The sequence below is a fragment of the Robertkochia marina genome, from assembly GCF_004799345.1.
GTDB lineage: Bacteria > Bacteroidota > Bacteroidia > Flavobacteriales > Flavobacteriaceae > Robertkochia > Robertkochia marina.
This window is the reverse complement of record NZ_SSMC01000001.1, coordinates 1,136,168-1,158,166: the sequence shown is the minus strand read 5'-3', so window position 1 is coordinate 1,158,166 and position 21,999 is coordinate 1,136,168. Positions and strand designations below refer to the sequence as shown.

The window sequence follows — 21,999 nt, the reverse complement described above, 5'->3', positions numbered from 1 at the left end:
TTTTTACGTAAATTGAACTCAGGTAGTTCACAGGATCAAGGCCTGTGTTTACTGTCATGAAGAATGATTTTTTGAACTTATTATCGTAATAATAAACCGCAAGTATGTCTATATCTGATCTTTATTCCAGTGGGTTTCGAGAAAGAAACCGCGACCATTTCGCGGCAATCGTCAGAGTTGCCTTATCTGACGGTGTGATCACCCCTGATGAACAGGAATTCCTTAGCCGGTTGGCAAAAAATCTCGATATCGAAGAAGCAGCTTATGAAAAGATCCTCGAGAACCCTTTCATCTATGAGATCAACCCTCCCCTCTCACATGAGCGGCGGGTAGAGCGTCTTTACGATATTGCCAGGATGGTATTCGTAGATGAAATTGCCGACGAACCTGAAATGCGCATTATGCGAAGGCTTTGTATCGGACTCGGGTTTAAGCTCGATTCGGTTGAAGAGGTCATCGGAAAGACCATGGTGTTGATCAGCAAGGGTGCTACCCTCGACCACTTCAAGGACAATATGAAATACCTCACAGAAGTACATAAAAACAGTAAATAAATAAATAAAGGCCGGAATACCCGGCCTTCTTTTTTTATTAATCTGAATGGTTTCGCATAAACTCCTCTGCCTTCTCCACCATTTTACGACTTCCGCAAAAGAAAGGAACCCTTTGATGCAGCTCTTCCGGCTGCACATCTAAGATCGGGGTAAATCCGTTACTCGCCTTACCCCCTGCCTGCTCTGCCAGAAATGCCATCGGATTGCATTCGTAGAGCAGCCTGAGCTTTCCGTTCTGGTTGGCACTGCTCTTTGGATAGATATAAATTCCTCCCTTGATCATGTTTCTGTGAAAATCAGAAACCAAAGACCCAATATATCTCGAAGTATACGGGCGGTCTTCTTCTTCCCGCTGGCAGTACTTGATATACTGTTTAACACCTTCCGGGAAGTGAATATAGTTCCCCTCATTCACCGAATAGATCTTTCCGGTTTCCGGGAACTGCATATCCGGGTGCGAAAGATAGAACGTACCTATGGCGGGATTCAGGGTAAATCCGTTCACCCCATGACCCGTGGTATATACCAGCATGGTAGATGTTCCGTAAATGATGTAACCTGCTGCTACCTGCTTACGGCCCGGCTGTAGGAAATCTTCAAGGGTTACCGGGGTTCCGATCGGGGTAACCCTTCGGTATATGCTGAAGATGGTACCTACAGAAACATTCACATCTATATTACTTGAACCGTCTAACGGATCTATCAAGACCACATACTTGTTCTGATGGTTATTATCTGCACTGTTGATCTGAATGAAATCATCTTCCTCTTCCGAAGCGATCCCGCAAACGATCTCCCGATTGGCCAGGGTGTGAATAAACTTTTCATTGGCCAATACATCCAGTTTTTGCTGAGACTCTCCCTGAATATTCGTATCGCCTGCAGCACCCAAAATATCAACCAGTCCAGCCTTGTTCACTTCGTGGTTAACTACCTTGGCAGCCAGTCGTATGGCATTGATCAGTTTAGAAAGTTCTCCGGAAGAATACTTGAAAGCTGCCTGGTTCTCGATTATGAACTCACCCAGGGTTTGATTTTTTCTTGACATTTAAGATTGATGTTGTGTATTGGCTCACAAATATCGGTATTTTTGTGAAACTACAACGTTTGAGTAAAACTTCTATTTTTTGATTTTATAACTTGATGTTATATTTGTAACAGTTATGGAGTATATCATTCGCGATGCCCGTCCGGAAGACATGGGCCAGGTTTTAGAGTTGATAAACGAATTGGCCATTTTTGAAAAGGAGCCTGATGCTGTAGACCTCACAGAACAGGATCTGCTCAGAGATGGATTCGGCGATCAACCCCTTTTTCATTGTTTCGTAGCCGAAGCCAATGGTCGTTTGGCCGGAATGGCATTGGTATATCCAAGGTATTCTACCTGGAAAGGAAAAACCATTCATTTGGAAGACCTGATCGTAAGAGCGTCTATGCGCGGTACAGGCCTGGGGAGCGCCTTGTTTTCAAGAGTTATTGCCTACGGTCATGAACAAGGGGTAAAACGCATTGAATGGGCTGTACTCGACTGGAATGACGGGGCTATCCGGTTTTACGAACGTAATGGAGCCAGGGTGCTTCGCGATTGGGATACCGTTCAATTGGATGAAGAAGGAATCAAAAAGTATTTATCAAACTAGGTTATGAGGGTCTTTAAGTTTGGAGGAGCTTCTGTAAAAGATGCAGAAGGCGTAAGAAATGTTGTCAGGGTTTTACAGGTAACCGGTTATGAGAACACCCTGTTGGTGATCTCTGCCATGGGAAAAACCACCAACGCCATGGAAGTGGTGGTAAAAAATTATTTTGAAAACAAAAATGCTGTTAATGAAGCTGTTGAAGAGGTGGTTCAATATCACCTGGCGATCATGAACGACCTGTTCGACAACGATCAACACCCGGTATATCAGCGCTTTCACGAACTTGTTGGAGAATTAAAAGGTTTTCTGGCCTGGAATAAATCGCCCAAAAAGAGTTTTGTTTACGACCAGGTGGTTGGTTATGGTGAGTTGATCTCCACCTCGATCGTAAGTGCCTACCTGTTGGAACAAGGCATCCCTAATCATTGGACGGATGTTCGTGAATCAATTAAGACCAACAGTGAGTACCGAGATGCCAAGGTTGACTGGGAGCTTACCCAATCATCTATCACTAAAAACATCAACACCGGCATCCTTAATATTACGCAAGGATTCCTGGGCAGTGATGAAAACAATTTCACCACCACCCTGGGGAGAGAAGGGTCTGACTACACAGCCGCTATTTTTGCCTACTGCCTGAACGCAGATTCTGTGACCATCTGGAAAGATGTACCGGGTGTCTTAAATGCAGATCCGAGACATTTCAGTGAAACCCAACTCCTGAACAACATCTCCTACCGCGAGGCCATCGAACTTGCTTTTTACGGGGCTTCGGTAATACACCCAAAAACGCTGCAACCCCTTCAGCGCAAGGAAATCCCCTTGCATGTACGTTCATTCATTCATCCGGAAGAAAAGGGAACTACTGTAGCCAAAGGCATAGGCATAGAACCACGGGTGCCCTGTTTTATCATCAAGAAAGACCAGGTACTAATGCGACTTTCTTCTCTTGACTTTTCTTTTATGGTAGAAGAAAATATCAGTGAGATCTTCAAACTTTTTCACCACTATCGCATGAAGGTCGACCTCATCCAGAACTCTGCCATCAGTTTTTCTGTTTGTATTGATAACAAATTCGACAAACTGGAAGAATTACTGCAAACCCTGCGATCAAAATTCAAGGTGACCCATTACGAAAACGTATCCCTCTATACCATAAGGCATTTCAATGAGGAGGCTATCAAATTACTACAGAACGGACACAAAATTTTACTGGAGCAAAGAACCCAGGAAACCATTCAGTTGGTAGTGCAGTAAGTCCCGATTGGCAGGTTTTTCTATATTTGTATTGATTGAAAAACAACCAACGCATGGGATTAGTTACCGCTAAAGAGGTCGCCGAAGTTATTAAAGCTGACAAATACGGCCCCTTGGGTACGTTTATGGGGTGGATGCTCATGAAAGCCCTGAAGATCTCTACCCTGAATACCATCTATGAAAAGCACCGGGATAAAAAAGACATTGAATTTCTCAATGCCATCCTTGAAGAATTCGAGATCAGGTTCGAGATACCCGAGGAAGACCTTAAACGACTACCAAAAGACGGAGCATACATTACTATATCCAACCATCCTCTGGGAGGTATTGACGGGGTTTTACTCCTGAAGCTGCTGCTTGAAAACCGTCCTGACTATAAGATCATTGCCAATTTTCTATTACATCGTATAGAACCCCTGGCACCTTTTATCATGCCTGTTAACCCTTTTGAATCTCACAAGGATGCCAAAAGCAGTATTGCCGGATTTAAGCAAAGCCTCAAACACCTGAGAGATGGTCATCCTTTGGGGATATTTCCGGCCGGGGAAGTTTCTACCTATCGTGATGGAAGACTCATCGTAGACCGTCCATGGGAAGAAGCCGCCATGAAATTGATCAAAAAGGCTGAAGTACCCGTGGTCCCTATTTATTTTCATGCCAAGAACAGCAAATTGTTCTATCGCTTATCAAAGCTTGACGACACCTTACGTACAGCAAAGCTTCCATCAGAACTGCTTACCCAAAGAAACAGGGTTATCAAAGTAAGAATAGGAAGACCCATTCCGGTAAGTGCCCAGCAGGAGATCAGTGAGTTGAGCGACTTTACAGATTTTCTCAGAAGAAAGACCTATATGCTGTCCAATGCATTTGAAAAAGAGAGTCTCTTAGATAAGGTACCTACCAATTTTAAAATACCACGTCCTCCGAAAGAGATCGCCACTCCGGTTAAAAAAGGACTGATGGAGACTGAGGTGAATCATCTAAGGGAAGCCGGACATCGATTGCTTCAAAGCAAGAACTACGAGGTATTTCTAACAACAGCAGACCTGATGCCGAATATCATGTTAGAGATCGGAAGGCTGCGGGAGATCACTTTCAGAGCAGTGGGAGAAGGTACTAACAAGTCTATCGACCTCGACCAGTACGACAATTATTACCACCACCTCTTTTTGTGGGATAGTGATGAAAAGGTATTGGTTGGAGCTTACCGTATGGGACTTGGTAAGCAGATCTATGAAAAATATGGGATCGATGGTTTTTACCTCTGTGAGCTATTCCGGTTTGAGCCGGAACTTTACAAGATGATGAGTGAATCTATTGAGATGGGCCGGGCCTTTATCATCAACGAATACCAGCAAAAGCCCATGCCCTTATTCCTGCTGTGGAAAGGCATTGTGCACACCACCCTCCGACATCCGGATCACAAATACCTCATTGGCGGGGTAAGCATCAGCAACCAGTTCTCCAACTTCTCCAAATCTCTCATGATCGAATTTATGAAGTCACACTACTGGGATCCTTATGTAGCCAATTTTGTGAGTCCGAAGAAAAAATTCAAGGTAAAGCTCAAAGACGCCGACAAAGAATTCATTTTTGATGAGACCAAAGCCGACCTCAACAAGTTTGACAGACTGATAGACGAGGTAGAACCGGGAGAACTGAGGCTTCCTGTGCTTATAAAAAAATACATCAAGCAAAATGCCAAGTGTGTTGCCTTCAATGTAGACCCCTTATTCAATCATTCTGTAGACGGGTTGATGTATATCCGTATTGCCGATCTGCCGGAGAGTACCGTCAAGCCGGTCATGGAAGAATTTCAGATCGAACTGGAAAACCGGTTATCAGGCAAGACCAAGGAGAAAGAATAAATATCGTATGCTATTTTTTCAGGAGAAGTCCTTCGAAAAAATTTGATCAGAATTTGGAGCTTCTGCGCTCCAGCAGCACATTGTCGTACCATTGACCCTTTCTTTTGGCAATACGCTCTCTTATGCCCAGGATCCTGAAACCATTTTTAATATGCAGTCTTAAACTGGATGTATTTTCAGGAAAAACAGCAGCATGCAACGTCCAGACCCCGTGCTTCTCACTTTCATCTATGAGGGTTTTCATAAGTGCATCTCCCACGCCTTGTCGGGCAGTAGCTGGGTGCACATAAATACTTACTTCCGCAACACCGCGATATACCAACCGTGTTGAAACCGGACTTAAAGCAGCCCACCCAACCACTGCATTATTCTGCACAGCTACCAGTCGGGCAAATTCCAGGTGCCTCGCAAACCAGGAATCTTTATCGGGTACGCGGGTTTCAAAAGTTGCAATGCCTGTATCCATCCCAAGCTGATAAATATGGCTTACCTCCTTCCAATGTTCAGGCATCATGGGCAGTACAGACAGGCTCGTCATGCGTTAATAACAGTTCTCGTGGGTGGTATTCAGAAAGTGATTCAACACCTGTTTTACCTCGTAAAGTTTATCGATATTGATACGGTAGTACATTTTTTTACCATAGGCTTTCCCTTCAATGATGCCGGTCTTTTTCAACTCGATCAGATGCTGGGAGATCGTAGATTGCGCCAGGTCTATTTCCTCTACCATATCGGTACAGATAGAGTCAGGCTGGGTAGATATATACTGAAGAATTGCGATCCTTGCCGGATGTCCGAACGCTTTAAAAAGTTCTGCAAGCTGATTTTGTTCCAGGGTATGAGCCATGCGCTTGGTGTGTCCCATAATAGCAAGGTTTTAATTTATGCCGTCAAGAGTTCCTTCAGAACCAGGGTTTATCGCCGGCAACATAGGTGTTATAGAAATCAATATCGGTTTTAGTCAGGTAGATCACCCCCTCTACAAACCCTAAAATAGCAACCAAAGAAGCAGCCATTCCACAGGTAAAAGGCGACAACACCAAAGTGACCCCAAGCATGATCAATCCCTCTTTAGTGTAGCCCAGCAAAAATTTATGAACTCCAAAAGCCCCTAAAAACAGGGCTGTCACCCCGGCAAGTATTCTTTTATTCTCCCCGTTACCAAAGGTCTCTTTTGCATTCTCAGAAAACTCTCTTGCCGTTTCCCTGGCCTCTTCTCCGGCTTCATTAAAGAATTTCCTGGCCTTTTCTCCAAGATTATCCTCCTTATCGGTCATGGGTGTTCAAGTTGATTGCTCCTATCTAAATTAGTAAAAATTAAATCTTTGCGCTTAAAATTCGTTCAAAGGCTGCCATAATTCTATCTTATTCCCTTCGGGATCGAGAATCCAGCCGAATTTTCCGTAGCTAAACGTCTCGGGGCTTCCCACGATCTCTACCCCTTCTTCTTTCAATACCCCCAGCAACGCATCGAGATCCTCTACCCTGAAATTGATCATCCACCGCTGTTCTGAAGGCTTAAAATAATCGGAGGTATCAGAGAACACCCCCAACTGGGTCAATTGTGCAGGCATCGTGTCATTCTCCCATTTAAATGACCAGCCATATTCGTCGGTGTCAATACCAAGATGTTTCTTATACCAATCCAATAACGCCTTCGGGTCTTTGGCCATAAAAAAAACACCTCCAATGCCGGTTACCCTCTTTTTCATCGCTTTACATTCTTTTCATAGAGTTCTATCCATTCATCAGGAGTCATTTTCCCAAAAAGTTCTCCCAACAGATCATAAGGTATGTCATCCATCCTTTTAAAACGAATACAGCTCTTACCCATATCCAGCTTTCTGCCGGAATGATTTGGATACTCCTCCACGAACCATTTATAAAGAGCCTCATTGGCATAAACACCACTGTGATATACGGCCACATGATTTTTCTGAGAAGCAAAATTCAAAAAGGGTAATGGCAGTTGAGGATCACAGTGATACCCTGCCGGGTAAAGTGTATGAGGCACCACGTAACCGATCATACCATAACTCATGGTTTCTTCAAATCCTTCCGGCAGATGATCCGCAGCCAGTTGTCTAAGCCGTGCGATCACCTCTTTACGATCCTCCGGCAAAGAATTCATATAATCATCGGGGGTATTCACATCGTATTTCATGATCTACGGGATTTCGATGTTTTCTTAAAAAAGGATATTCTGATCTTATCAACAATGGTTTGGGCCAGCTTTTCCTTACTCTCCACCGTCCATCCGGCTATATGAGGTGTAAGTACCACCCTGTCTGAATCAACCAGGTACTGATACGATTCAGGGGCCTCCCCTTCTTCAAAAAGGCTTTCAAAAGATGCTTTTTCGTATTCCAGCACATCAAGGGCCGCCCCGAGCACCTTCCCGGATTTAAGGCCTTCTACAAGGTCTTCGGTTACCACACTTTTACCCCTGGCCGTATTAATGAACCAAAATGGTTTTGCAAAAGAGTCTATAAACTCTTTATTAACCAGGCCCAGGGTTTCAGGTGTTTGAGGGGTATGCAGACTTACCACGTCAGCATTTTTGCAGAATTCAAGGATACCCACCTGCCTTGCATTATCATCGCCAACACCGCCTAGAATATCATAGCAGATCACCTCAGCATCCATTCCCCGCAGTTTCCTGGCAAAGGCCTTCCCCATATTACCGTAGCCATAGAGCCCTATAGTTTTACCTTCGAGCTCTACCCCGCGATTTTCTTCACGAAGCCATATTCCCTGCTTCACTTCGGTATGTGCCTTGCCCATCTTATTCATCAACATAAGCAGCATACAAAGGGCATGCTCTCCTACGGCATTACGGTTACCTTCCGGCGCATTAAACAACAATACATCGCGCTGCCTGGCGTATTCCGTATCAATATTTTCCAGGCCGGCCCCGACCCTGCCAATAAATTTCAGGTTTTTGGCTGCATCGAGAAACTCCCTGTCTATAGGAAACCGACTGCGTATGATCAGACCGTCATAAGTGCCGATCACTTTCATGATCTCAGCTTTTGAAGAGGTGTAATCTTCATGATTAATGGTGCCGAGCTGCTCCAACTGCTCCTTGAGCAACGGATGATTGCTATCAACGTGAAGTATTTTCATCGAATAAATATTCCTGGATTAAGCGGATGAGAAGTTCAACGCAAGATCTTCCGGAGGACTTATCTCAAAGTTAGTAATTATGAGGTGATTCTCCCTGAAACTCTTCGTTTAAAAGCCTAAAATTACTTTGGCGATATAAAAGAAAAGAAAGATCCCGAAAATATCATTGCTGGTAGTAATAAAAGGTCCGGTCGCGATGGCGGGGTCGATCCCTCTTTTATCAAGAATGATAGGCACAAAGGTACCGATAAGGGCGGCCACAACGATCACCGCAAGCATGGACAGGGCAATGGTAGCACTGACCTCCAAAGGCTGATTGATCAAGAATCCGAAGGCAATCACCAACAAAGCGAGGGCGCCGCCATTGATCAGGCTCAGGCTCACCTCCTTTATCAAACGCTGCAATAAACTACCTTTCACCGCATCATTGGCAAGTCCCTGCACGATGATCGCAGAAGACTGCACCCCTACATTTCCGGCCATCGCTGCGATGAGAGGTGTATAAAAGAAAAGGCTGCGATAATTCGGATTCGACATGACCTCTTCAAAGCCTTCCATGATAAACACTGCTCCAAGACCACCTAACAAGCCCAGTACCAACCACGGTAAACGCGCTTTGGTAAGCTGCCAGACACTGTCATCAGCCTCTACCTCCTGGGTAATACCCGCTGCAAGCTGGTAATCTTTTTCGGCTTCCTCTTTGATCACATCCACCACATCATCAATGGTAATTCTACCCACCAACCTGCCGATCTCGTCGATCACGGGAACGGCTTCCAGGTCGTATTTAGACATAACCCTGGCCACCTCTTCAGCTTTATCTTCTACCCTTACGTAATCTACCTTTGGAATGTATACCTCGCTGATCTGCGTTTTGGTCGAGGTTGTCAAAAGGTCTTTAAGAGACAGGCGTCCCTTTAATTTATCCTCGTCATCAACCACATAGATAGAATGCACCCGGGTTACATTTTCTGCCTGTCGGCGCATCTCTTTCACACAGGTAAGTACATTCCAGCTTTCTCTTACTTTGACAAGCTCTTTTGCCATCAACCCCCCCGCAGTGTCCTCATCGTAACGCAGCAGCTCCACAATATCACGGGCATGCTGCCTGTCATCGATCTGACTGATGATCTCCCTTACCCGCTCTTCAGGTAATTCAGCAATAATATCTGCGGCATCATCGGTATCCAACTCCCCGATCTCCTCTGCGATCTCACGGGCAGATAACCTTTCCAAAATCTGCTCCCGTTTATCTTCATCGAGTTCCGTAAGCACATCAGAGGTGCGTTCAGTATCGAGAAGTTTGATCAGGTAGGTCCCCTCTTCCAGGTTGAGCTCGTCAATGATCTCCGCAATATCAGCATAGTGAAATTCACTCATGAGCTCCAGGAGCGACTGATCGCTCTTGGATTCCACAAGACTTCTGATTTCTTCAAGAAGTTCATCACTAAGCTTAAAAGGAGTCATTGGCAATATTTTTTTGTGGACGATTCACCCCTGTGAAACCTTGCTGCGTAGTTTCACGGGGTTTCGTGGGTTACTTTTCTGCCTCCAGCATCTGAACCAGTTCGATGAACTCATCGACACTTAGGGATTCCGGACGCCGACCAAATATAGTATGTTCTTTTAAATTATCGGGCACCCCTAAGGTTTTTAAGCTGTTTCGAAGGGTCTTCCTTCGCTGCTGAAAGGCCTGTTTGACCACCCTGAAAAACAATCGTTCATCACAAGGTAGATGAAAATTCTCCCTGCGTTGCAGCCTCAATACTCCCGAATCAACTTTAGGAGGCGGATTAAACACTCCCGGAGGCACTGTAAAAAGATACTCCGCCTTATAGAATGCCTGGGTTAATACAGATAAAATACCATAGGTTTTACTCCCTTCCTTTTCACAGATACGTTGAGCCACTTCCTTCTGAAACATTCCTGTGAACTCCGGAACCTGTTCCCGCCATTCGAGGGCCTTAAATACGATCTGCGATGATATATTATAAGGGTAATTCCCGGTAATGGCAAAGGGCTCATTGCCAAAGATCCCGGCAAGGTCGCATTTTAAAAAATCTTCTTCGAGCACCTTGAAAACTTTTTCCCGTTTGGGCAGCTCCTGGTATTGGGGGGTAAATTCTTCTTTGAGATAAGCTACCGACTCTGTATCCAGGTCCATGGCGTACACGTCTATCGACTTTTCCAATAAGTACTTGGTAAGCACCCCCATACCGGGCCCGATCTCCAGAACCCGTTCATACCCATTCAGCGTCAGGGTGTCAGCGATCTTACGGGCAATATTCTCATCTTTGAGAAAATGCTGACCCAGATGCTTTTTTGGTTTTACCTTACCACCCTCCGCAGCGGTTCGGGCAGGATGTGAGCGGGAACTTTTGTTCTTTTTCATCTCAATGTTCACTTATGACCTCCAGCTCCGTCCTGAAAGCCACGAATTTATTCGGAAACTTCCTTAGAGCATCCGCACGAAGCCTTTCGGCATCTTCCCGGTAATAACGCTCCAGGGTATTTTTATCTCTGGTATAATATTGCACTGAATAGGTGACACCTCCCATTTCTTCTTCTACCAGCACCCTGACCATGCGTGCACCGGTAAATTTACCCGTGCCTATCATATCCGGTATATGCTGTTCCCGCATCCATTGCACCCACTCTTCTTTTACCGCTTCTTCAACATTGATGGTGACGTTATAAATAATCATAAACTTATGTTTAACCGTTTGGAAAATCTTCTTAATTGACCGCATCTCCCCGAAGCTCTCTGAATTTCTTCCTGGCCTCCGGGAAATAAACGCTGTCAGGGTGGTCAAAGATAATACGTTCTAACAAGGGTTTTGCTTTTTCAGGCTGGTTGAGTTCATCAAGGTAAAGACCTGCAAGGTTGTAAAGGGCGTCATCCATGTAAATATCATCAGCGTAAAACTCTATAACCTTCCTGTAATTCATAACTGCCTTTTCCCAATTCCTGTTCTTTGAAAAAAGAGAGGCCTGCATCATAAGGGCTTCGTCTTCCACCGCTTCACCCTTATGAACCTCGAGGATCTCATCAAGCAGTGCTGCAGCGGCATCATCCTGCCCCTGGTACGCCAAAAGATGGGCGCGCGCATATTTTTTCAAGGCTCGCTGTAAGGTATCCTGAACAGAATTATCAGAGATCACCAATTTCAACTGCAAGGCATCATTGGCAATGAGCTGAGAGGTCGATGATTTAAGCACCTTAAGCTGGGCTTCTGCCCAATCAAAGTCTCCTTTGTAAAAACTGGTCTGTGCCACCTTGAACCGGGCTTGCTGTCCGACCACATCGTTTTTCAGCTCCTTTTGAATTTGCGAGTAATAGATCAGGGCCTGGTTAAAATTCTCCTGGTAGACTAAAATATCTGCAAGCTCCATTTTTACCGCCGCCCTGCTATACCTGTCCATAGGCAATTCCAACATTCGTCTGAGGTCTTTGACTGCCATCTCGGGCTTATTCATTACAAAAGCCATAAAGTTGGCCTTTTCCACCTGTATGGGTATGGTTTCCTCTTCGGTACCGTAGGTAGACAGCAGCTTATCAAATTCTGCAATCAATTCTTCTTCATCATCCTTTCCGGCATCCATTACTGCCATCTTCATCAGGTAATAATGTGCCTGAATCTTCAGCGAAGGATCAGCAGAATTGACCACCATAAATTCATAGGCATCACGTGCCACTTCAAAATCTTCATCATTAAACGCTATCAACCCAAGATCGGCAATCCCGTCCAGGGTAGGCTCTTCGGCGCGTTTATAGATCGCTTTTTCCTGCGTAAAAGCATTCCTGTATAGCTTCTGCTGAATAAACAACCAGCTCAACAACTCGTTCCAAATAATATTGGGGTCGGCCTGTACCCTTTGCAACAACACCTTACGCAATACCTCATTACCTTTTTCATTACCATCTTCAAAGAGAAACCTTCCAATATTGCGTTTAATATTTTCTTTCATGTTGGTGCGCATCAGGATAAGATCCAGATAGGTATTATACATCTTTTCCAGATCACCCTGTTCTCCATATATATAAGCCAGATCGTAGTTGAAATTCAGTTTAGGGTTTAACTCCATACCCCTTCTGAATGCGGTAACAGCCTGATCCAGCAGTTGTTTTGACCGAAATCCCTGTCCGACCATATAGGCATAAGAAGGCTCCTCTTCTATGGCCTGCATTGCCTTTTCATAGGCTGCGGCTGCCTCTTCTTCTTTGTTCTGTAACTGGTAATTGTATCCCAGTTCTATATAAATAGCAGGATGCACCCTGGGACGTTCCAGCTGCATCAATAAAAGGGCTTCTGCCTTTTCTGCCTGCTCCAGCTGCTGATAACATTTAACCAGCGATTGGAGGTAATTCATATTGTACGGGTTACCATCGTAGAGTTTTTCGTAGTAATAAAGTGCCTTTTCATATTGTCCTTTATCGAGATAGGTCTTAGCCAGCGCATCCTCTGCCTGGGCATAACCCGCCAGAAATACACAGCCGAATAAAAGGGTTAGAAAAAATCTTTTCATGATTATCGCACTTACTCAAAGATAGTTCACAGCTTGCAAACTTGCTGTTAATTTAAAAATATAAAGCCCGGGAACTGAGCAGTCCCGGGCTTGATGTATCATAGAGGATATCTTATTTCTCTTATGAGATCATATCAAAACCGGTGTAGGGTCTAAGCACTTCAGGGATCACGATACCTTCAGGGGTTTGATAATTTTCCAGGATCGCTGCCAATACTCTTGGAAGGGCCAAAGCACTTCCGTTCAGCGTATGCGCAAGACTCTTATTGCCATCGGCATCTTTAAATCGGAGTTTCATCCTGTTGGCCTGAAAGGTTTCAAAATTAGAAACCGAACTGATCTCTAACCATCGTTCCTGGGCCGTAGAAAACACTTCAAAATCATAGGTAAGGGCCGATGCAAAAGTAAGATCGCCACCGCAAAGTCTCAAAATGCGATAAGGCAGCTGGAGCTCTCTTAAAATACCTTTTACATGATCAACCATTCCTTCCAGCGCCTCATATGATCTATCAGGGTGTTCAATACGAACGATCTCCACCTTATCAAATTGATGCAACCTGTTCAAACCGCGTACATGAGCGCCATAACTCCCCGCCTCTCTTCTGAAACAAGGGGTATAGGCCGTACAAAGCTTCGGAAGTTCTTTTTCTGCAAGCAGTTCATCTCTGAAAAAGTTCGTAACCGGAACCTCAGCGGTGGGTATCAGATACAGATCGTCCTGACCTATATAGTACATCTGTCCTTCTTTATCAGGCAACGAACCTGTTCCCAGACCTGAAGCCTCGTTCACTACATGCGGCACCTGGTATTCCCGGTAACCGGCATCGGTATTCTTATCCAGGAAATAAGAGATGAGGGCTCTTTGCAATCGCGCGCCTTTGCCCTTGTACACAGGAAAACCGGCTCCTGTGATCTTAGCCCCCAGGTCAAAATCAATGATGTCATATTTCTTTGCCAGTTCCCAGTGTGGCAATGCCCCTTCTGCTAACTCTGGCACAGAGCCTTCTTCGAAGACCACTTCATTATCTTCATCTGTAGTCCCTTCCGGAACAGATTCATGAGGAACATTAGGCAGGGTATAAAGCAATTCGGTAAGTTGAGCCGACACCTCATTTAACCGTTCTCCAAGTTCTTTAGATTCTTCTTTTAAACCGGCGGTTTTCTTTTTAACCTCATTCGCCTCTGCTGCCTTCCCTGACTTGAAAAGCATCCCTATCTCCTTAGACAATTTATTGGATTCGGCCAGGGTGGCGTCAAGTTGGGTTTGGGTAGCCCGACGCTCTTCATCCAGTTGCAATACCTGCTCGATCAGTTCAGACACTTCCAAATTTCTTTTGGCCAGCTTGCTGATCACTTCTTCTTTATGGTCTCTTATAAATTGTACCTGAAGCATAAATTAAAGGGATTTAAAAATTGACCAGGCCCAGGCGGGCCTGAATTAAGACCACAAATTTAATGGCAATATGCCATTTTAGGAAATCTATTCTTCTTTTTTAAAGGGCAGGATCCAGGGTTGATGTTTCCACCAATACCAGGACGAGGCCGCAAGATCGGTTTCAGGGTCAACAAATGGCTGATATGGCCTGCCGTTAACACTAACCCCACTCCGGCTCACATATACTTCAACATCCCTCCCCTGGGCTGCATACTTCTCTTTGAGGTGTTGGGCAAATTGCCAGATCACATCAGGCTTACTTACAATAATGCCCTGCTGTTTCCTTGAAAGATAGTCTTTTGGCTCTATCTTGTATTCTATTCCCGTTTCCTTATCCTTTACCCGGAAAGTAATGTACCCCGATTTACTTCTCAACATCATCCTCCAGCTTAACCGATGACCTTCTTCGGTCCATAACACATCACCAGGTATTGCCCAATGTCTCAAAGGCAAAAGAAGCTGCACCAACAAGTATACACCCCCAACCCCAAGCAACCAGGGCCTGTAATTGGGCAACACCACTTCTCCGGCTGTGTAGGCCGGCTTCCTTTTCAGGAAGATCTTTCTTATGGTTTCCGGTTCAAAAAAGAACAGGGTAAAGGCCAGGGCCAAATACGGGAAGATCCCGATATGAAGCACAAAGGAATTGAAAAGATGAAAAAAGACAGAAACCAAAAATGCAAACTTACGGGTAGGCTTCCATAACAAAAGAGGCACTATAAGGAGGTCATAAAATATGCCGGTGTAAGCAATGGCAGCATGCACCCATGTTTGCTGTAAAACTTCTCCAACTACAGGAAAATGGGCTCGCGATTTCATCAGGTTGGCTGCAAAGGTCAGATCAAGCCAGTCAGGGTACCACTTGGCAACAGAGGCGTAAGTATACACGATCCAAACCTGGATAATGATCAGCCAGGCACACCACCTGGGCATCCATAACCTCTTAAGTGTTGGATCTCTTTTCACATCAAGAGAGGCATACCTGTGTACGGGAAGTATAAGCATGATAAAGCAAAGCAGCATCAGCAGGTAATAGTGATTATTATAACTGGCCTTCTGCATCAGGTACACCCCGCACCACATGAGCGTAAACACCAGCATACTCAACCGGTATCGGTATCCCAGCATTACCAGGAAGCCGGCAAGCCCCATCACTGCGAAATAAATATACATGCCATTTCCGGGCAGGGGTTGCAGGAAATCAAATCCGATAAAATTAAAGGTGAAATCAGGGTCGATAAGGGTGCGCTTAACCCATCCTGTAAAAATAGCGCCCACTGACTCCAGAAAGATCAGCAGACCAAAAAAAATACGAAAAACGATCAGGGCACTGTTATCTATGCGTTTAAATAACCACGTATTAAGCATAATATTGAGCAATGTAGGCCAGAGAGCGTTCTTTATCCTTACGCAATTGTTGTTTTAATTCATCAAGCGAATCAAACCTTGTCTCATTGCGCAGACGATGCAGTAAGGACACCCTCACCGGCTTTTCATACAGGTCTTCGTCAAAGTCAAAGAAATGTACTTCAATGGATTTTTGCTTTCCATCTACCGTTGGATTATACCCTATATTCATCATCCCAAAAACTTCGCGATCGCCCAGCCGGCTCTTCACGACATACACCCCGTTTTCAGGCACCAGTTTATAAGGCTCTTCGATATGCAGGTTTGCTGTTGGAAACTCCAACTGCCTTCCCAGCCCTTTCCCTCGTGTTATAATCCCTGACAACATATAACTATACCCCAGGTATTGGTTGGCCGTCTCAATATCTCCAACCGCTAACGCCTTCCTTATCTTCGTAGAACTCACAGACACCTCGTCAACCTCTTCTACAGAGATCTGCTCAACATCAAACCCGTATCGTTCTCCGTAAACTTTCAGATCCTCAATAGTGGCTGTGCGGTTTCTGCCAAAACGATGATCGTATCCGATGATCACTTTTTTAGCCTGAAGAGCCCCTACCAGCACATCTTTTACGTATTCCTCAGCCGTCATGCGCGAAAACTCTTTGGTAAAAGGATGAATAATGAGCTGCTCTAAGCCCGTTGCTGCAAGAATTTCCTTTTTCTCATCAAGGGTATTAAGAAGTTTCAGATCACTGGCCTGCTGCAATACCATTCTGGGATGAGGAAAAAAGGTAAGTATGGTCGACCTGAGATTATTGGCCTTGGCATTGGCTACCAATTTTCGAATGATCTTCCGGTGCCCCACATGTACCCCGTCAAAAGTCCCGATAGTTACCACCGTATGATGGTTGTCTTTAATCTCAAAAAGGTTACGCTTTACGATCACTTAAAAGCTCTTTTAATAAAACATGGTAGCTACCACAAATTAACAAATTATAAACCGAAAAAATAACTATTTCAACGAGAGGGTGAAGAATTGCCTCTTTTACGCCAAGGTATTTTTATTAAATTTACCGTACACCGATGCAGAATGAAAAAGAAATTACACCTTACTATACTTACTACCCTTGTTTTAAGTTTACAATTTTTCTATGCCCAGCATGAGAATTTCTGGCAACAAAGCAGCGATCTGACGGCACATCCCACCCTCAGGCAGGGAGTCACGGTAAACAGTTTCAGACTCAATACCGATCGTTTTACAAATACGCTGAAGCAAACCCCGGTCAGAAATATCAAATCAGGGGTTTTTAACAAGGACGGGGTTCTCATGAATTTTCCGACCCCGGAAGGAAAAACAGAAACCTATGTGGTGAGCAAAACCAGGGTTATAGCTCCTGAATTAACCGCCAAATATCCGGGGGTGGTCTCTTATACCGGTATTTCTGCAGAAAATCCGGCCAGGAAGATCTACTTTACCATTGACCCATCAGGCTTTCACGGGATGATCAGAGAATCCGGACGATCCTGGTACCTGGATCCTGAGAGTTACGGAAGTGACCGGATTTTAGTGGCTTCAAAATCACAACTATCTCCTTCCGACTTCAACTGTTTGACGGAAGACAAGATTGTGAAGGAGGCTTCCCGAAAATCGCAGGTACAACAACGTCTGTTAAACGATGTCACCCTGAGAACCTTCCGGCTGGCACTTGCCTGCACAGGAGAATATGCAAACTATCATATTTCGGAAGCCGGGGTAACCGGTGGTACAGACGCAGAAAAAAAAGCAGCGGTTCTCGCGGCTATGAATACGACGATGACTCGGGTAAACGGGATCTTTGAAAACGATCTTTCGATCACCATGGAGATCATATCCAATAATGATGAGCTTATATTTCTTGACCCTCAAACCGACGGCCTGACCAATAGTGATGGGCCTACATTACTCGATGAAATCACCACTGTAATAAACAGTGCCGTAGGTTCCAGCAGTTACGATATAGGACATGTATTCAGTACCGGAGGAGGAGGAATCGCCCAGGTAGCCTCTCCCTGTACTTCAAATAAAGCCAAAGGGGTAACCGGGCTGGCCAGGCCGGAAGGACGTACGTTTGAAATTGATTTTGTAGCCCATGAAATGGGCCATCAGTTTGGAGCCACCCATACCTTTAACAACTCCTGCTCAGGAAACCGAACTGATATTACGGCTGTAGAACCCGGCAGCGGATCGACCATTATGGCCTATTCCGGGATATGTCCTCCCAATGTTGTGGGCCAAAGTGACGAATATTTCCACGCCATCAGCATAGAACAGATCTGGACGAACATCACCATAGGCAATAGTCAATGCGGCGCTGTTTCCACCCTGGCAAATGCACCTCCTGTATTGGCCGAACCCATGGAATATGTTATTCCTGCAGGAACTGCTTTCGTTTTGGAGGCTACCGCCACAGACCCCGACGGTGATATTTTGACCTATAGCTGGGAGCAGCAAGACAATGAGATCACCACCCATCCTCCCCTGCCCAATGCAAGTGAAGGTCCGGTATTTCGTTCCCGACCACCCAGCGAAAGTCCGAACCGGTTCTTTCCGAATCCCGAAGCACTGCTGGCAACCAATGTTTCCAATAACCTGGCACCCACCTGGGAACCTATTCCTACCGTATCAAGAGAACTTAATTTCTCTATCATGGTAAGAGATAATAACGCTGTAGGTGGACAAGGAGCCAGGGCCGATACAAGGATCGAAGTTTTTAAAACAGCTACCCCTTTCAGGGTCACTTCTTTAAATGAATCGACCATACTCGAAGCCAGTGAAGTACAAACCATTACCTGGGAGGTAGGAGAAACCAATATGGAACCCATCAACACCAATGCGGTTGACATCTACCTTATTGTTGACGGTGATTTCGACAATCCGGTGGTCATAGAAGAAAAAACACCCAATGACGGAAGCCAGGAAGTGGTGATTCCTGCCGGAATAACCACCAGCAATGCGCGGATCATGGTAAGAGGTTCAGACAACATCTTTTTTGCCATCAACAAGGCTCCCTTAGAAGTACGACAATCTGAATTCGCTCTTGAATTGAGTACCCTGGAATACAGTGCCTGCCAACCTGACAACCTGCTTATTCCCTTTACCTATCGCGCCTTTGCAGGTTTTAATGAGACTACCACCTTTTCGGTGGCGAACCCCAGCCCCGGACTGGCCATTGACTTTAATACCCCAACGGCCAATTCTGATGAAACGGCAGTGGTTGCCACAGTAAGCGGTACAGCTAATGCCGCAGCAGGGGCTAATGGTTTTACCCTGGTAGCTACGGCCTCAGGTGGCCAGGTAAAAGAATACCCCATTACTGTTAATGTATTTGACAGCAGCTTTGAAACTATCACCCTGAACTCTCCAGCCAATAATGCAACCAACCTTTTGGTAGAAACTGAGCTTATCTGGACCCCCATTCCAAATACGATAGGATACAGGGTTGAAATTGCTACCGACGCAGGTTTTACAAACATTATTGAAGCAGCCGACGTGAGCAATCCCGTTTACCTGCCTGAAAATCTTGAAGGCAGCACCCAATACTACTGGAGAGTACGGCCTGAAAACGACTGCGGACAAGGAGCTTATACAAATGTGTTCAATTTTACGACCATAGCGATAAATAGTGCGCAATTTGAAAACAATGAGGTGATCGAGATCTCAGAAAACGGAACTCCTATAGTTTCTTCCAGTATTTTGATCAACCAGGAAGGCGATCTCAACAAATTAAGGGTAGGGGTTAATATCTCACATACCTATGTGCAAGACCTGACGGTAACCCTGACCTCGCCAAATGGTCGTAACGTCACCCTGTTAAACCTGCCCTGCGGAGAGAATGACAACATCGATGCGATCTTTGATGACGAAGGCAATGATCTCAGCTGTGGTAACAACCCGGCCGTGGGGGGTATTATAAAACCCCGCGACCCGCTTTCAGCATTTAAAGGAGAACCTATCCTGGGAACGTGGACCCTGACCGTTATTGATGGGTTTGATCTTGATGGTGGGTCGATCAACAATTTTAGCCTTGACATTTTCGTGAACGGTAATTTTGAGAATGATTCAGACGGAGACGGTGTTCTTGACATCAATGATGCCTGTGATAACACTCCCCCGGGAACCAAGGTTGACATTACCGGCTGCCCCCAGTTCTCTTTAGCAGCCTCTAACTACCTGATAAGAACAGAAGGAGAGAGTTGTATAAACAATGAAGATGGCCTGATCGAGATCAATACAGAAGAAAACCTGAATTATACTGCCACACTTACGGGTACCTCCACAAACTTAAGCAGCAGCTTCACTACCTCTACGAATTTTGAAGGGCTGTCTGCAGGGAATTATGAGCTCTGTTTTACCGTAGAAGGGCAGCCTGAATATCGGCAGTGTTTCGAGATCTCCATACAGGAACCACAACCCCTCTCAGTATTGTCAAAGCCAGATTTGGAGAACAGAACTCTTGAGCTGGACCTCAACGGAGCATCCCTTTATTTCATCGAGCTCAACGGCGTAACAACTTCAACAACTGAAAACAAAATCACCCTTACCCTGAATGACGGGCTGAATTCTTTAAAAGTCAGCACAACCAAAGGGTGTCAGGGCGTGTTCACCAAGGAGTTTGTGGTAGGAGACCTGTTCAGAGTTTACCCCAACCCGGTTAACAACAGTCTGCAACTTCAAACTGCGGAACGAAACACTAAACTTGATCTCGCCATCTATGCGGTTACCGGGCAACGCATCTGGCAGGGAGAAGTAACCACGAATGATTCCGGCCGCTCAGATTCAGACATGTCATTCTTGTCGGGAGGCATCTATATTCTTGAAGTGAAGGGTGGCAACACCCATAAAAAGATCAAACTGATAAAACAATGAGAACAACGGGATATATATTTCTTTTAGCATTGGTTTTAAGCCTGTTTTCCTGTGGAGGGGATGAGAGTCCTGCCGGTCCGCCCGAGTCACCCCGGCTGGTATTTCCTGAGAATAACAGCGAATGCCTTGAAGGCGAAGTAAGCGCACAAAGTCCCAATATATCCACTATTCAGTTCCGCTGGGAAGCATCTTCCGGTGCCTCAGGTTATACCCTGACCATAAGAAATCTGAATTCAGGAGTTACCATTACAGAATCGACCACTTCAACCTCTTTTCCCGTTACACTGATAAGAGGAACACCCTATGCATGGAGTGTAAGAGCAAATTCTGAAACCACCAGCTCTCCCGAAAGTGCTACCTGGAAATTCTTTAATGCAGGAGACGGCGTCACTTCATATGCCCCTTTTCCGGCAGACCTGATATATCCTAAATCGGGTGCTACAGTAAACCTGGATGCTTCGGGAAGCCTGGAACTAAGATGGGAAGGCGCCGATGTAGATAACGATATCGCTGCCTATGAGGTGCTTTTCGATACCCAGGACCCCCCGGTGACCAATATTGGAGGTAATGGTCCGGCAGAATCATTAATGGTCAATGCATTGCAGCCTGGAACCACCTATTACTGGAGAATCATCACCACCGATGAATCGGGTAACCGCTCAACGTCTGAGGTATCTCAATTTGCAACCGCCAATTGATCAGGTGTTATTAAAAGTATTCATGGTATTGGCCATTCCGGCTGTACCGAAGGATCGCACCAGGGCAGCGCTGCGTTTCAGTCGCTCCTTCAAGACATCAGCCTCCTCAGGGGTCCATTCGCCAAGAACATAATCGACCTGTCGTCCTTTAAAAAAATCAGACCCGACCCCAAAACGAAACCGGTTGTATTTGGTGGTGTTCAGCTTGGCCTGAATATCTTTCAATCCATTATGTCCGCCATCGCTCCCTTTTCCTTTGAGACGAATGGCACCAAAAGGAAGGTTGATATCATCAGTGATCACCAACAGATTCTCCGGCGCTATCTTTTCCATCTGCATCCAATAAAGAATGGCTTTTCCGGAAAGGTTCATGTAGGTACTTGGTTTAAGCAAGATAAAGGTGCGTCCTTTATACCTGAAGCTGGCCATATCGCCTAATTTCCTGGTCTCAAAACTCACCCCCTCTTCTTCAGCCAGGGCATCGAGCACCTTAAACCCTATATTATGACGGGTTTCTTCATACTTAGCTCCGATATTTCCCAATCCGGCGATCAAAAACTTTTTCATATCAGGCTCGCTTTCTTTTTTAATAATTCCCAAGCGCTCTAAAAGGGCGTTGAACATAGGTAGTTTTTTAACAA

General features: G+C 45.2%; 21 protein-coding genes. 6 read left to right on the top strand and 15 right to left on the bottom strand.

All coding sequences use genetic code 11. From position 1 onward, the window contains the following. Positions 1-104 precede the first annotated feature (104 nt). Positions 105-554, top strand: coding sequence for a tellurite resistance TerB family protein (locus E7Z59_RS04800; RefSeq protein ID WP_136335139.1), 450 nt, complete (start codon positions 105-107; stop codon positions 552-554). 37 nt (positions 555-591) lie between these two features. Here the strand turns inward: E7Z59_RS04800 and fbp are convergent, their stop codons facing one another. Beyond that, positions 592-1,602, bottom strand: coding sequence for a class 1 fructose-bisphosphatase (gene fbp, locus E7Z59_RS04795; RefSeq protein ID WP_136335138.1), 1,011 nt, complete (start codon positions 1,600-1,602; stop codon positions 592-594). A 115-nt stretch (positions 1,603-1,717) separates the two neighbouring features. On the opposite strand from fbp, the gene E7Z59_RS04790 reads away from it, so the two are divergent. Genes E7Z59_RS04790 through E7Z59_RS04780 form a run of 3 tightly spaced genes read left to right on the top strand, consistent with a single transcriptional unit; the run spans position 1,718 to position 5,316 of the window. Further along, a complete protein-coding gene (locus E7Z59_RS04790) occupies positions 1,718-2,194 on the top strand; it encodes a GNAT family N-acetyltransferase (RefSeq protein WP_136335137.1) in 477 nt (158 codons plus the stop codon). A 3-nt stretch (positions 2,195-2,197) separates the two neighbouring features. Beyond that, on the top strand, positions 2,198-3,448 hold the full coding sequence (locus E7Z59_RS04785) for an aspartate kinase (RefSeq protein WP_136335136.1): 1,251 nt from the start codon (positions 2,198-2,200) through the stop codon (positions 3,446-3,448). A 53-nt stretch (positions 3,449-3,501) separates the two neighbouring features. Next, positions 3,502-5,316 (top strand): GNAT family N-acyltransferase, encoded by a 1,815-nt coding sequence (locus tag E7Z59_RS04780; RefSeq protein WP_136335135.1) that lies wholly within the window; start codon positions 3,502-3,504, stop codon positions 5,314-5,316. 46 nt (positions 5,317-5,362) lie between these two features. On the opposite strand, the gene E7Z59_RS04775 is transcribed toward E7Z59_RS04780, so the two are convergent. The 13 genes from E7Z59_RS04775 to E7Z59_RS04715 all read right to left on the bottom strand — a co-directional run bounded on the left by E7Z59_RS04775 (position 5,363) and on the right by E7Z59_RS04715 (position 16,700). Beyond that, positions 5,363-5,854 (bottom strand): GNAT family N-acetyltransferase, encoded by a 492-nt coding sequence (locus E7Z59_RS04775; RefSeq protein ID WP_136335134.1) that lies wholly within the window; start codon positions 5,852-5,854, stop codon positions 5,363-5,365. 3 nt (positions 5,855-5,857) lie between these two features. After that, entirely contained in the window at positions 5,858-6,181 is a 324-nt protein-coding gene (locus E7Z59_RS04770; RefSeq protein WP_136335133.1) for an ArsR/SmtB family transcription factor, read from the bottom strand. A gap of 37 nt (positions 6,182-6,218) precedes the next feature. Further along, the gene (locus E7Z59_RS04765; protein WP_136335132.1) at positions 6,219-6,593 is read right to left on the bottom strand and encodes a TM2 domain-containing protein; all 375 of its coding nucleotides are present in this window, start codon (positions 6,591-6,593) and stop codon (positions 6,219-6,221) included. 54 nt (positions 6,594-6,647) lie between these two features. Continuing rightward, on the bottom strand, positions 6,648-7,028 hold the full coding sequence (locus E7Z59_RS04760) for a VOC family protein (protein ID WP_136335131.1): 381 nt from the start codon (positions 7,026-7,028) through the stop codon (positions 6,648-6,650). Then, on the bottom strand, positions 7,025-7,480 hold the full coding sequence (locus tag E7Z59_RS04755; protein ID WP_136335130.1) for a DUF1801 domain-containing protein: 456 nt from the start codon (positions 7,478-7,480) through the stop codon (positions 7,025-7,027). Before E7Z59_RS04755 ends, E7Z59_RS04760 begins: the two co-directional genes overlap by 4 nt. Then, on the bottom strand, positions 7,477-8,442 hold the full coding sequence (locus tag E7Z59_RS04750; protein ID WP_136335129.1) for a 2-hydroxyacid dehydrogenase: 966 nt from the start codon (positions 8,440-8,442) through the stop codon (positions 7,477-7,479). Before E7Z59_RS04750 ends, E7Z59_RS04755 begins: the two co-directional genes overlap by 4 nt. 108 nt (positions 8,443-8,550) lie before the next feature. Then, entirely contained in the window at positions 8,551-9,909 is a 1,359-nt protein-coding gene (gene mgtE / locus E7Z59_RS04745) for a magnesium transporter (RefSeq protein WP_136335128.1), read from the bottom strand. 70 nt (positions 9,910-9,979) lie between these two features. Continuing rightward, complete coding sequence (gene rsmA, locus E7Z59_RS04740) at positions 9,980-10,834, bottom strand: 16S rRNA (adenine(1518)-N(6)/adenine(1519)-N(6))-dimethyltransferase RsmA (RefSeq protein WP_136335127.1); 855 nt, start codon at positions 10,832-10,834, stop codon at positions 9,980-9,982. A gap of 1 nt (position 10,835) precedes the next feature. Beyond that, entirely contained in the window at positions 10,836-11,147 is a 312-nt protein-coding gene (locus E7Z59_RS04735) for a DUF4286 family protein (RefSeq protein ID WP_136335126.1), read from the bottom strand. 31 nt (positions 11,148-11,178) lie between these two features. Further along, positions 11,179-12,969, bottom strand: coding sequence for a tetratricopeptide repeat protein (locus tag E7Z59_RS04730; RefSeq protein ID WP_136335125.1), 1,791 nt, complete (start codon positions 12,967-12,969; stop codon positions 11,179-11,181). Between the two features lie 121 nt (positions 12,970-13,090). Further along, the gene (gene serS, locus E7Z59_RS04725; RefSeq protein ID WP_136335124.1) at positions 13,091-14,362 is read right to left on the bottom strand and encodes a serine--tRNA ligase; all 1,272 of its coding nucleotides are present in this window, start codon (positions 14,360-14,362) and stop codon (positions 13,091-13,093) included. A gap of 87 nt (positions 14,363-14,449) precedes the next feature. After that, positions 14,450-15,772 carry an HTTM domain-containing protein gene (locus tag E7Z59_RS04720; protein WP_136335123.1) on the bottom strand — a complete coding sequence of 441 codons (1,323 nt, stop codon included), beginning with the start codon at positions 15,770-15,772 and terminating at the stop codon, positions 14,450-14,452. After that, on the bottom strand, positions 15,765-16,700 hold the full coding sequence (locus tag E7Z59_RS04715) for a bifunctional riboflavin kinase/FAD synthetase (RefSeq protein ID WP_136335122.1): 936 nt from the start codon (positions 16,698-16,700) through the stop codon (positions 15,765-15,767). Before E7Z59_RS04715 ends, E7Z59_RS04720 begins: the two co-directional genes overlap by 8 nt. A gap of 144 nt (positions 16,701-16,844) precedes the next feature. Between E7Z59_RS04715 and E7Z59_RS04710 the strand changes: the two genes are divergently transcribed. Both E7Z59_RS04710 and E7Z59_RS04705 read left to right on the top strand, forming a co-directional pair. Then, positions 16,845-20,660, top strand: a complete 3,816-nt coding sequence (locus E7Z59_RS04710; protein WP_136335121.1) for a reprolysin-like metallopeptidase — start codon at positions 16,845-16,847, stop codon at positions 20,658-20,660. Beyond that, positions 20,657-21,358, top strand: a complete 702-nt coding sequence (locus E7Z59_RS04705; protein WP_136335120.1) for a fibronectin type III domain-containing protein — start codon at positions 20,657-20,659, stop codon at positions 21,356-21,358. The genes E7Z59_RS04710 and E7Z59_RS04705 overlap by 4 nt, the downstream gene beginning before the upstream one ends. On the opposite strand, the gene pth is transcribed toward E7Z59_RS04705, so the two are convergent. Beyond that, a complete protein-coding gene (pth, locus tag E7Z59_RS04700; protein WP_242015612.1) occupies positions 21,359-21,982 on the bottom strand; it encodes an aminoacyl-tRNA hydrolase in 624 nt (207 codons plus the stop codon). It lies immediately after the preceding gene. Between the last annotated feature and the right edge of the window lie 17 nt (positions 21,983-21,999).

Bases quoted from the DNA above. Each gene is read 5' to 3' on its own strand.
- E7Z59_RS04800 (WP_136335139.1), top strand. From the start codon at position 105: ATGTCTATATCTGATCTTTATTCCAGTGGGTTTCGAGAAAGAAACCGC.
- fbp (WP_136335138.1), bottom strand. From the start codon at position 1,602: ATGTCAAGAAAAAATCAAACCCTGGGTGAGTTCATAATCGAGAACCAG.
- E7Z59_RS04790 (WP_136335137.1), top strand. From the start codon at position 1,718: ATGGAGTATATCATTCGCGATGCCCGTCCGGAAGACATGGGCCAGGTT.
- E7Z59_RS04785 (WP_136335136.1), top strand. From the start codon at position 2,198: ATGAGGGTCTTTAAGTTTGGAGGAGCTTCTGTAAAAGATGCAGAAGGC.
- E7Z59_RS04780 (WP_136335135.1), top strand. From the start codon at position 3,502: ATGGGATTAGTTACCGCTAAAGAGGTCGCCGAAGTTATTAAAGCTGAC.
- E7Z59_RS04775 (WP_136335134.1), bottom strand. From the start codon at position 5,854: ATGACGAGCCTGTCTGTACTGCCCATGATGCCTGAACATTGGAAGGAG.
- E7Z59_RS04770 (WP_136335133.1), bottom strand. From the start codon at position 6,181: ATGGGACACACCAAGCGCATGGCTCATACCCTGGAACAAAATCAGCTT.
- E7Z59_RS04765 (WP_136335132.1), bottom strand. From the start codon at position 6,593: ATGACCGATAAGGAGGATAATCTTGGAGAAAAGGCCAGGAAATTCTTT.
- E7Z59_RS04760 (WP_136335131.1), bottom strand. From the start codon at position 7,028: ATGAAAAAGAGGGTAACCGGCATTGGAGGTGTTTTTTTTATGGCCAAA.
- E7Z59_RS04755 (WP_136335130.1), bottom strand. From the start codon at position 7,480: ATGAAATACGATGTGAATACCCCCGATGATTATATGAATTCTTTGCCG.
- E7Z59_RS04750 (WP_136335129.1), bottom strand. From the start codon at position 8,442: ATGAAAATACTTCACGTTGATAGCAATCATCCGTTGCTCAAGGAGCAG.
- mgtE (WP_136335128.1), bottom strand. From the start codon at position 9,909: ATGACTCCTTTTAAGCTTAGTGATGAACTTCTTGAAGAAATCAGAAGT.
- rsmA (WP_136335127.1), bottom strand. From the start codon at position 10,834: ATGAAAAAGAACAAAAGTTCCCGCTCACATCCTGCCCGAACCGCTGCG.
- E7Z59_RS04735 (WP_136335126.1), bottom strand. From the start codon at position 11,147: ATGATTATTTATAACGTCACCATCAATGTTGAAGAAGCGGTAAAAGAA.
- E7Z59_RS04730 (WP_136335125.1), bottom strand. From the start codon at position 12,969: ATGAAAAGATTTTTTCTAACCCTTTTATTCGGCTGTGTATTTCTGGCG.
- serS (WP_136335124.1), bottom strand. From the start codon at position 14,362: ATGCTTCAGGTACAATTTATAAGAGACCATAAAGAAGAAGTGATCAGC.
- E7Z59_RS04720 (WP_136335123.1), bottom strand. From the start codon at position 15,772: ATGCTTAATACGTGGTTATTTAAACGCATAGATAACAGTGCCCTGATC.
- E7Z59_RS04710 (WP_136335121.1), top strand. From the start codon at position 16,845: ATGAAAAAGAAATTACACCTTACTATACTTACTACCCTTGTTTTAAGT.
- E7Z59_RS04705 (WP_136335120.1), top strand. From the start codon at position 20,657: ATGAGAACAACGGGATATATATTTCTTTTAGCATTGGTTTTAAGCCTG.
- pth (WP_242015612.1), bottom strand. From the start codon at position 21,982: ATGTTCAACGCCCTTTTAGAGCGCTTGGGAATTATTAAAAAAGAAAGC.